General features: G+C 59.7%; 9 protein-coding genes. 6 read left to right on the forward strand and 3 right to left on the reverse strand.

The genetic code is table 11. From position 1 onward, the window contains the following. Positions 1–91 precede the first annotated feature (91 nt). Complete coding sequence (locus V8J85_RS02645) at positions 92–1,246, forward strand: RsmB/NOP family class I SAM-dependent RNA methyltransferase (RefSeq protein ID WP_339951944.1); 1,155 nt, start codon at positions 92–94, stop codon at positions 1,244–1,246. Positions 1,247–1,387: 141 nt separating this feature from the next. Continuing rightward, a complete protein-coding gene (locus V8J85_RS02650) occupies positions 1,388–3,658 on the forward strand; it encodes an ATP-binding protein (RefSeq protein WP_339951946.1) in 2,271 nt (756 codons plus the stop codon). Between the two features lie 19 nt (positions 3,659–3,677). Here the strand turns inward: V8J85_RS02650 and V8J85_RS02655 are convergent, their stop codons facing one another. From V8J85_RS02655 to V8J85_RS02665, 3 genes are read right to left on the reverse strand one after another with little or no spacing between them, the layout of a single operon-like run. Next, positions 3,678–4,652 carry a glucokinase gene (locus V8J85_RS02655; protein ID WP_339951948.1) on the reverse strand — a complete coding sequence of 325 codons (975 nt, stop codon included), beginning with the start codon at positions 4,650–4,652 and terminating at the stop codon, positions 3,678–3,680. A gap of 8 nt (positions 4,653–4,660) precedes the next feature. Further along, a complete protein-coding gene (locus V8J85_RS02660; protein WP_339951950.1) occupies positions 4,661–5,977 on the reverse strand; it encodes a GH1 family beta-glucosidase in 1,317 nt (438 codons plus the stop codon). Between the two features lie 2 nt (positions 5,978–5,979). Next, positions 5,980–7,011, reverse strand: a complete 1,032-nt coding sequence (locus V8J85_RS02665; RefSeq protein WP_339951952.1) for a LacI family DNA-binding transcriptional regulator — start codon at positions 7,009–7,011, stop codon at positions 5,980–5,982. A 278-nt stretch (positions 7,012–7,289) separates the two neighbouring features. Between V8J85_RS02665 and V8J85_RS02670 the strand changes: the two genes are divergently transcribed. The 4 genes from V8J85_RS02670 to V8J85_RS02685 all read left to right on the forward strand — a co-directional run bounded on the left by V8J85_RS02670 (position 7,290) and on the right by V8J85_RS02685 (position 12,786). Beyond that, entirely contained in the window at positions 7,290–8,558 is a 1,269-nt protein-coding gene (locus V8J85_RS02670; RefSeq protein WP_339951954.1) for an ABC transporter substrate-binding protein, read from the forward strand. 71 nt (positions 8,559–8,629) lie between these two features. After that, positions 8,630–9,865 carry a carbohydrate ABC transporter permease gene (locus V8J85_RS02675; protein WP_339951956.1) on the forward strand — a complete coding sequence of 412 codons (1,236 nt, stop codon included), beginning with the start codon at positions 8,630–8,632 and terminating at the stop codon, positions 9,863–9,865. Between the two features lie 24 nt (positions 9,866–9,889). Then, positions 9,890–11,044, forward strand: coding sequence for a carbohydrate ABC transporter permease (locus V8J85_RS02680; protein WP_339951958.1), 1,155 nt, complete (start codon positions 9,890–9,892; stop codon positions 11,042–11,044). Positions 11,045–11,139: 95 nt separating this feature from the next. After that, positions 11,140–12,786 carry an alpha-glucosidase gene (locus tag V8J85_RS02685; RefSeq protein WP_339951960.1) on the forward strand — a complete coding sequence of 549 codons (1,647 nt, stop codon included), beginning with the start codon at positions 11,140–11,142 and terminating at the stop codon, positions 12,784–12,786. The last annotated feature ends 12 nt before the right edge of the window (positions 12,787–12,798 follow it).

A 12,798-nucleotide genomic window follows, 5' to 3' on the forward strand; every position in this document is an offset into this window, starting at 1 on the left:
TGACCTTGGGGCATCTGGTGGCCATCGCCGAAAATGTCGGTAAGACAGATGACATGTGCCATTTCCCGACCCATCCGAGCGGTATTCACCGATGACCCCCGGCGCGCGGATCGCAGCGGCGATCGAAATCCTCGACCGGATCAAAGAAGGTTCGCCCGCTGAACGGGCCCTGATCGCCTGGGCACGTAACAGCCGTTTTGCAGGCTCCAAGGATCGTGCGGCGGTGCGGGATCATGTGTTCGATGTACTGCGCGCGCGACGATCCTTGGGTGATGGAGACGGTCGCGCGCTGATGATCGCGCTGGCGCTGCGCGAAGGCTGGGATGTGCCGGCGTTGTTCTCGGGGCAGGGCCACGCGCCTTCGCCTTTAACCGATGGTGAGGCTGTGTTGCCCGCGCCGGACGTTGCGGCCTTTGATATATCCGATTGGCTATGGCCCCAATGGACAGAGAGTTTGGGTCCGCAAGCTGCCACCGTCGCGCGAATCCAACAAGCGCGCGCAGGCGTCTTTGTCCGTGTGAATTTTCGTCGGACGCGCCTTGATGCTGCACAGGATGCCTTGGCGGAAGAGGATATCGTGACCGTTTCCCATCCTAAGGTGAAGACCGCCCTTGAGGTCACTGAAAATCATCGTAAAGTGAGGCTGAGCAAGCCGTATTCGAACGGCTTGATCGAGCTGCAGGACCCGTCCTCTCAGGCTGCTGTCGCGCATGTGCCGGTCCCGTCAGGCGCGCGCCTGCTGGATTATTGTGCAGGCGGCGGTGGCAAGGCGCTTGCCTTTGCCGATCTGCATGATTGCCAAGTCTTCGCGCATGACATTGCGCCGGACCGGATGGCGGACTTGCCCGTTCGCGCGGCGCGCGCCGATGTCACCGTGCAGCTGTTGAATAGTGATGATCTGGCCGCGCATGCGCCGTTCGATGTCGTGTTTTGCGATGCGCCGTGCAGCGGATCCGGGACCTGGCGGCGCAGTCCGGATGCGAAATGGCGCCTGACGGCAGAAGATCTGGCGCAACTGAACCACACGCAGTCCGAGGTGATTACCAAAGGGGCGACGCTGACGGCGCCGGACGGGTTGTTGGCCTATGCGACATGTTCGGTGCTGTCGTCGGAAAACGATCAGGTCGTTTCCGATTTTTTGCAGGCTGATGCGAACTGGATGAAGGTCGGTGAATATCGCTGGCTTCCGTCAGCGGAGGGCGATGGGTTCTATCTGAGCTTGCTTCGGAGAAGAGAAGCAACCTAAGATTGCGCAGGATGCTTAACCTTTGATTAACGATTCCTGCGTTAGGCCAAGATCCGTACCTGTTTCACGAGGTTTCCTGTGCCGACCGACCACACCATTGCAAGCGATGCAAGGCCAGATTTTGGGCGGTCCGGATGGGCCATGCCCCTGATCGTCGCGGCCGCCCTGCCACTGGGCCTGTCTGTCATCGCATCCCCGCCAAGCGTGCGGTTCGGTTTGATCGGGCTTGGTGTAGTGACGATGTTGGTCGGCATCGCAATGCTCACCCGACGCAGCCAGGCCCGGGCATCGCAGGCAACGATACTGACGTCGGCCAGCCGACTTTTCGCGGCCGAGCCGGATGCGGTGTTCCTGGTGGATCGTGATGACCGCGTCATCGATGCGAACCCGGCGGCCACAGCGGCCTTTGGCGAAAGCGCGGGGCGGTTCATTCCTGATATTCTGGGGTCGGTGATGGCGGACCCGGGCGGTCTGATCCGGCGGCTTGACCACGTGCGATCGGTCGGGACGGCGGCAAAGGAAGACGTCAGCACCTTGACCGGCCGATTTCGGTTATCGGTCACACCGCTGGAGAAAGACCTTTGGGCATGGCGCTTTGACGATCTATCCACGATCGATCATGGCCAGATCGACGGAAATTCCGGGGCCTGTCCGCCGCGGTTGCACGTCAGTCCCGCGGGGATCATCACCGGCATCAACGGTCCGGCACGACAGTTGCTGGGGCGGCTGCCGCGCAAGGTCGATGAACTGACCGATGGTGCCCCCTTGCGCACCGGTCAGGTGCAAGAGATCGTGACGGAATCAGGGAAAACAAGTGTTTTGATGCTGCGCGTCGATCGGCCCGGCGGGCAGCATGACATCTATCTTTTGCCGGATGCGACAACGAACGGCCCACCCAAGGTCAGCGCGGGTTGGGATGCGATCGAAGATTTGCCCGTACCTCTGATGCAGATCGCCCGCGATGGTGTCGTTCTGGCGTCAAATCGCGAGGCGCGGCAGTTGCTCAAGATCGACTCGTCCGATGGCAAGCGAGTGGCGGATTTGCTGGACGGGTTGGGACGTCCGATCAACGATTGGCTGCGTGAAGCAGCGGAGGGGCGGGGCCACCACATCTCGCAATTTCTGCGCGGGCGCGGCGACAATCAGGACACGTTCGTGCAGGTCACGCTGAATATGTCCAGTGATCCGGTCGATGCCCATCTGATTGCGGTATTGAACGACGTGACCGAACTGAAAACGCTGGAGGCGCAATTCGTTCAAAGCCAGAAAATGCAAGCGATCGGGCAGTTGGCCGGGGGCGTGGCGCATGATTTCAACAATCTGCTCACTGCTATTTCAGGCCATTGCGACCTTTTGCTGCTGCGCCATGACGAAGGCGATCAGAACTATAGCGACCTGATCCAGATCCACCAGAACGCCAACCGCGCCGCCAGCCTTGTGGGGCAGTTGCTGGCCTTTTCCCGCAAGCAGAATCTGCAGCCCGAGATTATCGACCTGCGTGATACGCTATCGGACCTGACCCATCTTTTGAATCGTCTGGTTGGCGAAAAGGTGATGCTGTCGCTGCACCACGACCCGGCGCTGGCGCAGATCAAGGCGGACAAACGGCAGCTGGAACAGGTGTTGATGAACCTTGTCGTCAACGCCCGGGATGCCATGCCGGATGGTGGCGCGATCCGGGTCGTGACCGAAAACCTGATTTTGAAATCGCAAATGATCAAGGATCGCGCGATTGTCCCACCGGGCGAATACGTGAAAGTGACCGTGATCGACGAGGGGCACGGGATCGCGCCCGAGAAATTGCCCAAGATATTCGAGCCGTTCTATACGACCAAACGCACGGGCGAGGGGACAGGATTGGGCCTGTCGACCGCCTACGGAATCGTCAAGCAAACGGGCGGTTTCATTTTTGCGGAAAGCGAACCGGGGAAGGGCACCCAGTTTTCCCTGCTGTTCCCCAGTTATGATCTGCCTGTTGCACCGCCTTTGTCGGTGCCAGCCAAAGGACCGCGGCCCATCAGCAGCAGCGCCGACGGGGTGATCCTGCTGGTCGAGGATGAGGCACCGGTGCGGGCCTTCGCCTCGCGTGCGTTGCGGCTGCGGGGTTACACCGTGCTGGAGGCCGATTGCGCGGAGGCCGCGCTCGAACTGTTGTCAGATCCGGAGCTTGCCGTGGATATGTTTGTGACCGATGTGATCATGCCGGGGATGGACGGGCCGACCTGGGTGCGCACGGCGCTTGAGGATCGGCCCGATACCAAGGTGGTGTTTGTGTCGGGCTATGCAGAGGATGCGTTTGGTGACGAAAATTCGCAGATACCGAATGCGGTCTTTTTGCCGAAACCCTTTTCGCTCAATGCCTTGAGCCAGACGGTGCAGGCGCAGATGCAGGCACCACGGCTTAGCGCATGAAATGGGTCCTGACCCGGTCTTACGCCGACAAAAGCGCCTTGAGATGGGCGGCGGAACCTGTCAGCGCGGCATAGTCGTCTTCGATCACATGCACCGCGAAATTCCCCATGAAACCGGCAAAGCGGCCTTTGTCGCGGAACGCCTCACCAAAGCCGAAGCCCGCCAGATGCGGGGCAAAGGCACGCGCCACACCGCCGACCAGATAGACGCCGCCGAATGGCAGTTGGATCAGGGACAGGTTACCGCAAACGGTGCCAAGGATGCGCGTGAACAGCCGCGCGGCGTCCACCGCGCGGGGGTCGCTGCCATCTGCGCAGGCTGCCATGATATCCTTGGCCGCGCTTTCGCGAGGATCATCCGCCTCTTGCCCCAGAAACGCATAAGCCCGTTCCAGCCCACGGCCTGACAGCACGTCTTCGACCGCCGGAAACCCGTGTGCGGTGGACACATATTGGCACAGCCGCAATTCCATCTCGTTGCGGATCGGCAAGTTCGCATGCCCGCATTCCGACGGTGCCACGATCCGCCCGTGTTCAAGGTCATAGACCGGGGCCGCGTTGAACCCGGTTCCCACGCCGACGACCAGCTTGGCCGCATGGGGCTGGCCCTCGGGTCCCTCGAGGATGTTGCGGATATTCGCGGGATCGAGATAACCAAGCGCATGGCCCTGCGCCTGCAAATCGTTGAGGATCGCGACGGTTTCGGCTTGGGTGGCGCGCTGCAACGTGTCTTTGTTGATGGTCCAGTCGAGATTGGTCATCGTGGCCCGCCCGTCGCGTACCGGGCCTGCGACGGCGACGCAGGCCGCGCATGGGTTCACGTTGCCTTCATCTGCGATGTAGCGCTGCAGCACCGATTCCAGCCCCGGAAAGTCCGTGTTCGCGTAACGTCGGATCGTCTGATCCAGCACCTCGCGCCCATTGGCGAGCGCGACGCGGGTATTGGTGCCGCCGATATCGGCGACCAGCGAGAGAGTGTTTGCAGGGTGATCCATACTGGTCCTTAGCGGGCGATAGCGGATTTCAGCGCGTGATAGGACGCTTTCGGCGTGCGCTTCAAGGTCTCAAAATCCACATGCACGATCCCGAACCGTTTTTCATAGCCGAACGCCCATTCGTAGTTGTCGAGAAGGGACCAATAAAAGAACCCCTGCACGTTGGCCCCGTCGGCGATGGCGCGTTTGGTGGCCAGCATGTGATCCGAAACGAATTTGGTGCGCACGGGGTCGTAGACCGCCCCGTTTTCGATCCTGTCATCCCAGGCCATCCCGTTTTCCGAGACATAGATCGGCATGTCCCCCACATAGTTCTTGGCCAGCCAAGTGATGAAGTGGTGCAGCCCATCGGGATAGATTTCCCAGCCCATCTGTGTTTTGTCGCCCGGGCCTTCGTGTCCTTTCAGATGCGGCCAGGGGGCTGATGGATCGGCCTCGATCTTGTGGCGGGTGTAGTAATTGACGCCCAACCAGTCCATCGGCTGGCTGATCTGGGCCATGTCGTCCTGCCAACCTTCGGGCATGTGAGGGGCGAAACCGGCGAGCGCCTCTTCGGGGTACGTGCCCTTGGTGATCGCTTCGATGAACCAGCGGTTGAAAATCGCGTCGTTCGTCGCAGCGGCGGTTGTGTCAGCGTCGCTGAGCGCCTCTCCATAGTCGAAATTCAGGACGATTCCGCAGTTTTTCATGCCCTTGGCGCGCAGCCGGGTCATCGCCTCACCATGGGCCAGCAGGATGTGGTGCATGGCGCGCGCCGTGGCGCGGATGTCCTTCAACCCCGGCGCATGATGGCCGAGAAAATGCGACAGGAAAGCCACGCACCAAGGTTCGTTGATCGTGGCGATGGCTGACACCCGATCGCCGATACGATCCGTGATGACGTCGGTGAAGTCACCAAAATACTTTGTGGTGTCCCGGTTGGTCCAACCGCCCTTATCCGCCAAAGCGGACGGCAATTCCCAGTGATAGAGCGTCTGGAACGGTTTCAACCCGCGTTCCAGCATTGCGTCCACGAGGCGGTCGTAGAAATCCAGACCCTCGGGATTCACGGTGCGCCCATCCGGCATCACACGCGCCCATGAGGTCGAGAAACGGTAGGCATCCATGCCCGCGTCTTTCAGCAGGTCAAGGTCTTCTGCGAACCGGTGATAGTGGTCGCAGGCCAGCGCCCCGTCTTCGGCCCGTATCACGTTGCCGGGTGTTGCGGCGAACGTATCCCAATGGGTGGGGCCGGCCCCGCCGAATTGGTGCCCTTCGATCTGATAGGCCGCGGTCGCGGCCCCGAAGAGGAAATCTTCGGGAAAGTCGCTGCGTTTGAAATCCATGCTTAGTCCTTTGAGGGGGCCGGGCCGGTCGAGCCGCCAATGACGAATTCAGCGTCCCATAGCGTCGTTTGCGGCAGTTGGTCGGGATCGGCGATCGCCTGCAGCAACATCTGCGCAAGATGCCGTCCGGCGTCGCGCACGGATGATCGGGTCGCCGTGAATATCGGAGTTTTCCCGCCGTTCTTGAGGTAAGACAGCGCATCATCGTGGGTCACAACGGACACATCCTGTCCCATCTTGAGCCCCGCATCCTCAATCCCGCGGCGCACGCCGATCGCGGAAATCAGGGATGAGCAGACGATCCCGGTCGGCGGGTCCGGGTGTTGCAACACGTCGCGTGTGGTTTCATAACCGAATTCCTCGGTCATTTCGTCCGACCGCATGATGGTGGGGTCGGGGCTGAGGCCAGCGTCGATCAGCGCGGCCTCGTATCCCGCCCGGCGTCGATGGGCGAAATCCATTACCTCGAGCCCGTTGATCAGGGCGATACGGCGATGACCCAGCCCGATCAGGTATTTCGTCAGCTGTCGAAACGCGCTGCGGTTATTGACGTCGAGCCATGGGTAGGGCGTTTCGCAACCGCTGACCCGGCCATGCACGACGAATGGCAATCCAAGTTCTTGCAGCAGGGTGATCCGGTTGTCGTTCATGCGCGGCCCGTGCACGACAACGCCGTCGACCGAATTCTTGGATTTCAGACCGCTGTAAATCTGTGCCTCGTCCTGGTCATCGACGATCGAGAGGGTCATTTCATACCCCTCACGGGCATAGGTTTCGCCAGCCCCTGCGATGAAATCGCCGAAAATCGGGTTCACCATCTCATGCTTGGTCGATAGCGGAATGACGTGCCCGATGGCATATGATTTGCCGGTCGCCAGCCCCTTGGCACGGTTGCTGGGGCGGTAGTTGAACTTGGCCGCGGCCTGTTCGACCCGTTGCCGGGTCTTGGCGCTCACTTCGGGGTAGCCGTTCAGCGCGCGGCTGACGGTCGTTTGGCTAAGTCCCAGATTTTGCGACAATTCTTTCAGGTTCATCGGCGGCGACAAGGTTCCAAAGCGCTGTGGTTTTCGGGGGGAGACAGGGGCGAAAGACTGCGTTAAACTGGCTCCGTAATCGTTTCAGTAAACGCGGTTCGAAAAAAATCCAAGTGTTTTTTGTCGGTTGAGTGTTTGGTTGACAGTAGCGTCAACTTGATCAAGTGTTGGTTTATCCAAAGCGCTTTGGGATTGATTCCACCGCGCGGCAGGTGAATGAGACGCACGCGATGTGCACAGAAAATGACGCGCGACACAGCGCGATTGGGAGGATAGCAATGAATAGGACACTGTATGCCAGCGTGGCAGCAGTCGCCCTGACTGCGGGTGCAGTTCAGGCGGAACAGATCACTGTTTTCGGTCCATGGCTGGGGCCTGACCAGGAAAACGTGGAAAAGGTGCTTGCGGCCTTTGCCGAGCAATCTGGCCATGATGTGCGTTACACCGGGTCGGACAGCTTTGAACAGCAGATCCTGATTGATGCCGAAGCCGGATCGGCCCCGAATGTGTCAGTGTTCCCACAGCCTGGTCTGGCATCGGATATGGCCAGCCGCGGGTTTCTGACACCTTTGCGTGACGGCACCGCCGAGTGGTTGCAGGAAAACTATGCCGCAGGTCAGTCATGGGTCGATCTTGGCACTTATGCGGACGAGAATGGCGAAGATCAGCTTTACGGTTTTTTCTACAAGGTCGATGTGAAATCGCTGGTCTGGTTCAGCCCCGAGAATTTCGAAGATGCCGGGTATGAAGTGCCCGAAACGATGGAAGAGCTGAAGGCGCTGAGCGATCAGATCGTCGCCGATGGTGAAACCCCATGGTGCATCGGTCTGGGTTCCGGTGGTGCGACAGGCTGGCCCGCGACCGACTGGGTCGAGGACATGATGCTGCGCACCCAGCCGCCCGAGGTCTATGATGCATGGGTCGCTAACGAGACGCCGTTCGATGCGCCCGAAGTCGTGGCCGCCATCGAAGAGTTTGGCGCATTTGCCCGCAATGATGACTATGTCGCCGGTGGCGCAGGTGCAGTTGCCACGACCGATTTCCGCGACAGCCCCAAGGGTTTGTTCACCTCGCCACCGCAATGCTACATGCATCGTCAGGCGTCGTTCATCCCTGCCTTCTTCGGTGATGACATCTCGGTCGGCGAGGACGCCGATTTCTTCTACTTCCCGGCATATGCCGAAAAGGATCTGGGATCGCCAGTTCTGGGTGCCGGTACGCTTTGGGCCATCACCAACGAGAACGAAGCGGCGCATGAGCTGATGGCATTCCTGCAGACGCCGGAAGCACATGAGATCTGGATGGGCCTCGGTGGTTTCCTGACACCACATACCGGCGTCGATCTGGATGCATTCAGCGATCCGACACTGGGCAAGATGAACGAAATCCTGCTGGGTGCCACGACCTTCCGCTTTGATGCATCCGACCTGATGCCCGGCGGTGTGGGCGCGGGGACCTTCTGGACCGGCATGGTCGATTATGCCGGTGGCAAGGACGCAGCAACGGTCGCCTCGGAAATCCAGGCATCCTGGGAATCGCTGAAGTAGGCGCGACTTATACGAATGGTCGGTCCGGTTCGCCGGGCTGACCGTCAGATGCAGAACCAAGGGAGGGGCGCATGCATCCAGCTTTATTGGGGCTGATCACCATCGTCATCGGTGTTGGCGGTTGCGTGGCATATTTCTATTTTTCGAACGTGATCCTCGACAAGGTAATCTTTCCGGCCAAGGGCAAACATGCCGGGCGCAACATCAACCGCGCCAACATGGTCCGGCCTTGGCTGTTTCTGTTGCCTGCCATCTTGGCGCTTGGTCTGTATCTTGCTTATCCTGTCGTCGAAACGCTGCGCCTGTCCTTCACGGACCGTTCTCAAGGCGGTGCGTTCGTTGGCTTCGCCAATTATCAGCAGATGATGAACGAGCCCAAGTTCTGGGAGGCCATGCGCAACAACATGCTGTGGCTGATCGTCGTCCCTGCGGCCTCGACCGCGTTTGGTTTGCTGGTCGCCCAGCTGACCGACCGGATCAAGTGGGGGAATATCGCGAAATCGCTGATCTTCATGCCGATGGCCATTTCGTTCGTCGGCGCCTCGGTCATCTTCAAGCTGATTTATGACACACGTCCAGTCGAGCAGAACCAGATTGGCGTGCTAAACGCGATCTGGCTGCAATTCGATGGCGGGATCGGGTCGGTTCTGCTGTTGCGGCTTGTGCCGATCTGCATGCTGATTTGTTTTATCATCCTCGCCGTTTACACGATGTGGATATTCCTGAAGCCTGTCTTTGTCTCGCATCATGCGCGTACAACTATCTGGACGTGGCCATTGCGTATTCTGATTGCCGTCGGCGGGGCTTATCTGATTTTTCTGTCGCTGCGGTCGATCCTCGGTCTCGCGACAGGATCGTTCCCTTATGGTGAGCCGCAGACCTGGCTGACGATCCCGTTCTGGAATTCGTTCCTGCTGATGGTGGTGCTGATCTGGATCCAGACCGGTTTTGCCATGGTGATCCTGTCCGCCGCCCTGCGCGGTATCCCGGAAGAAACGATTGAGGCGGCCATCGTGGACGGTGCCAACCCGTTTCAGGTGTTTTTCAAGATCAAGATGCCGCAGATCGCGGGCACGATCGTGGTGGTCTGGACGACGATCACGCTGGTTGTCCTGAAGGTTTTCGACATCGTTTTCGCGATGACGAACGGCCAATGGGAGACACAGGTTCTTGCCAATTACATGTACGACAAATTGTTCCGCGCGAATGATTGGGGTGTCGGTTCGGCCAGTGCGATCGTGATCATGCTGCTCGTCAGCCCGATCCTGATCTGGAACGTCTACAATGCCCGGAAGGAGATGCGCTGATGGCCCGCGACGGAGGAGCAAATCATGAGTAGTGTGGCTGGTGGCAAATCGAGCCTGACATGGGCGGTTCATATCTCGGTCGCGCTGCTCGTGGCGTTGTGGCTGTTCCCGACGGTCGGATTGCTGGTGTCGTCGTTCCGCACGGCGGATCAGATTTCCGGCTCTGGCTGGTGGCAATCGTTGTTCCCGACCGAACAGAACATGACCCTGCGCACCGCTGACCCGGATGATGAGGGCGTGCAGCAGTTGATCGACGGGGTCTATACGGTCAGCGGCAACCTGTTTGGCGAGGCGGGAGACGCCGAGATCAGCGTTTGGGGCACGTCGTCCCGCGCGATCGACGACTATGTTCCGGGTGATACCGCCGATCTGGGCGACGGTGAGACGATCACCGTGCAGGCGAACGGTGATTACGTCTGGACTGGCACCGAAGAATTGTCGGGGCGCGGCCAACGTGCCTTTGTCACGGCGGAAACGCCGCCGGATTTCACGCTGGGCAACTATGAACAGGTCCTGTTCAGTGGAAATGCGACGGACAGCATGGCTGGTGCCTTTTTCAACACGCTGACGGTCACCATCCCTGCCACGATCATTCCCATCGTGATCGCGGCATTTGCGGCCTATGCACTGGCCTGGATGGACTTTCCGGGCCGGGCGATCCTGATCGCGATTGTCGTGGGGCTGCTGGTCGTGCCCTTGCAACTTGCGCTGATCCCGCTGTTGAAACTGCATTTGGGGATCGGGATCGGGAAGGGATATCTCGGTACCTGGATGGCGCATACCGGGTTCGGGCTGCCGCTTGCCGTGTATCTCTTACGTAACTACATGGTCGGTTTGCCGCGTGACATCATCGAAAACGCCAAGGTGGACGGCGCGACGGATTTCCAGATCTTTACCAAGATCATCCTGCCGCTCAGCTTCCCTGCGCTGGCCTCTTTCGCGATCTTTCAGTTCCTTTGGACCTGGAATGACCTGCTGGTGGCCAAAGTCTTCCTGATCGATGCGACGGGCGATACGACGGTGATGACGAACCAGATTGTCGAGCTCTTGGGCACAAGGGGCGGGAATTGGGAAATTCTTGCAACAGCCGCCTTTGTATCCATCGCGGTGCCGCTGGTCGTGTTCTTTGCGATGCAAAGGTATCTGGTGCGCGGTCTTTTGGCCGGATCTGTGAAGTAAGACGAACGTCGTCCCGGACGTGATCCGGGACCTCCAACCCAACCCCGAGGTCCCGGGTCAAGCCCGGGACTGCGAATGAGACAGGAACAACGGGAATGAACACGGCCTTGGCCACGAATGCGGAAATCGCCATCGACAAGGATTGGTGGCGCGGTGCGGTGATCTATCAGATCTATCCGCGCAGCTATCAGGACAGCAACGGCGACGGGATTGGCGACCTTTTGGGCATCGTCCAACGGCTGCCCTACATCGCCTCGCTGGGTGTTGATGCGATCTGGATTTCGCCGTTCTTCATGTCGCCGATGAAGGATTTCGGTTATGACGTGAGCGATTACTGCGACGTCGATCCGATGTTCGGTTCACTGGCCGATTTCGATGCGGTTGTGGATACCGCCCATCGGCTTGGCATTCGCGTGATGATCGATCTCGTGCTCAGCCATACCAGCGATCAGCATCCGTGGTTCCAGCAATGCGCCCATAGCCGCGACAACGACAAATGCGACTGGTATGTCTGGTCGGACCCGAAACCCGACGGAACGCCGCCCAACAACTGGTTGTCGATCTTTGGCGGTTCCGCCTGGCAATGGGAGCCGCGGCGCGAGCAGTACTACCTGCACAATTTCCTGAAAGAGCAGCCCGATCTGAACTTTCACAACCCCGATGTGCAGGATGCGCTGCTGGATGTCGCCCGGTTCTGGTTGAACCGGGGTTGCGACGGCTTCCGCCTCGATACGATCAATTTCTACATGCACGACGCCGAATTGCGCGACAATCCGGCCCTGCCGAAAGAGAAGCGGAACGCGACGATAGCGCCCTCGGTCAACCCCTATAATCACCAGGAACACCTTTACGACAAGAACCACCCCGACAACGTCAAATTCCTCGCCCGCCTGCGCGAGGTGATGGAGCCTTACGGCGCTGCAGCCGTGGGTGAGGTGGGCGATGCGCAACGTGGCCTCGAGATCATGGGCGAATACACGGCTGGCGATGACCTTATGCAGATGTGCTATGCGTTTGAATTCCTTGCCAAGGATCAACCGACCGCCGCGCGTATCGTGGACGTGATGGCCCGTGTGGATGAGGCCGCATCAGACGGGTGGGCCTGCTGGGCCTTTTCGAACCACGACGTGATGCGCCATGCGTCCCGCTGGGACCTGCCGCCAGCGGCGCAGCGCATGTTCGCGACGCTGATCATGTGCCTGCGCGGGTCGGTCTGCCTGTATCAGGGCGAGGAACTGGGTCTGCCGGAGGCGGATGTCGCTTACGAGGACCTTCAGGACCCTTACGGCATCGAATTCTGGCCCGAATTCAAAGGGCGTGATGGCTGCCGCACCCCGATGGTGTGGGAGCCGAGCAACCAGAGTGCCGGGTTCTCGGCGGCACGGCCATGGTTGCCGGTAGCGTCCGAACACCTTCATCTGTCTGTCGCGGCACAAGAAGATGAGCCGGGTGCCTTGCTGCATCACTATCGCAAGGCGATCGCTTTTCGGCAAAATCACAGGGCGGTCAGCGTCGGTGATCATGATGGGGTCAAGGCCGATGGCGACGTCGTCTATTTCACCCGCACCGACGGTGATCAGACGATTTTCTGCGCGTTCAATGTCAGCGAAACGCCATCTGATTTCGATTTGCCCGCGGGGGAGTGGACGCCGATCGGCGCGGAATTGGGCAGTGCCCATGTGTCAGCGGATGGCAGGCTGCATCTGGGGCCGTGGCAAGTCAGCCTGGCGCTCAAAAGATAAGAATTGAAGGGG

Origin of the sequence: Yoonia sp. 2307UL14-13 (genome assembly GCF_037572755.1) — a bacterium.
Taxonomy (GTDB): domain Bacteria; phylum Pseudomonadota; class Alphaproteobacteria; order Rhodobacterales; family Rhodobacteraceae; genus Yoonia.

Bases quoted from the DNA above. Each gene is read 5' to 3' on its own strand.
- V8J85_RS02685 (WP_339951960.1), top strand. From the start codon at position 11,140: ATGAACACGGCCTTGGCCACGAATGCGGAAATCGCCATCGACAAGGAT.
- V8J85_RS02680 (WP_339951958.1), top strand. From the start codon at position 9,890: ATGAGTAGTGTGGCTGGTGGCAAATCGAGCCTGACATGGGCGGTTCAT.
- V8J85_RS02670 (WP_339951954.1), top strand. From the start codon at position 7,290: ATGAATAGGACACTGTATGCCAGCGTGGCAGCAGTCGCCCTGACTGCG.
- V8J85_RS02645 (WP_339951944.1), top strand. From the start codon at position 92: ATGACCCCCGGCGCGCGGATCGCAGCGGCGATCGAAATCCTCGACCGG.
- V8J85_RS02675 (WP_339951956.1), top strand. From the start codon at position 8,630: ATGCATCCAGCTTTATTGGGGCTGATCACCATCGTCATCGGTGTTGGC.
- V8J85_RS02665 (WP_339951952.1), bottom strand. From the start codon at position 7,011: ATGAACCTGAAAGAATTGTCGCAAAATCTGGGACTTAGCCAAACGACC.
- V8J85_RS02655 (WP_339951948.1), bottom strand. From the start codon at position 4,652: ATGGATCACCCTGCAAACACTCTCTCGCTGGTCGCCGATATCGGCGGC.
- V8J85_RS02650 (WP_339951946.1), top strand. From the start codon at position 1,388: ATGCCCCTGATCGTCGCGGCCGCCCTGCCACTGGGCCTGTCTGTCATC.
- V8J85_RS02660 (WP_339951950.1), bottom strand. From the start codon at position 5,977: ATGGATTTCAAACGCAGCGACTTTCCCGAAGATTTCCTCTTCGGGGCC.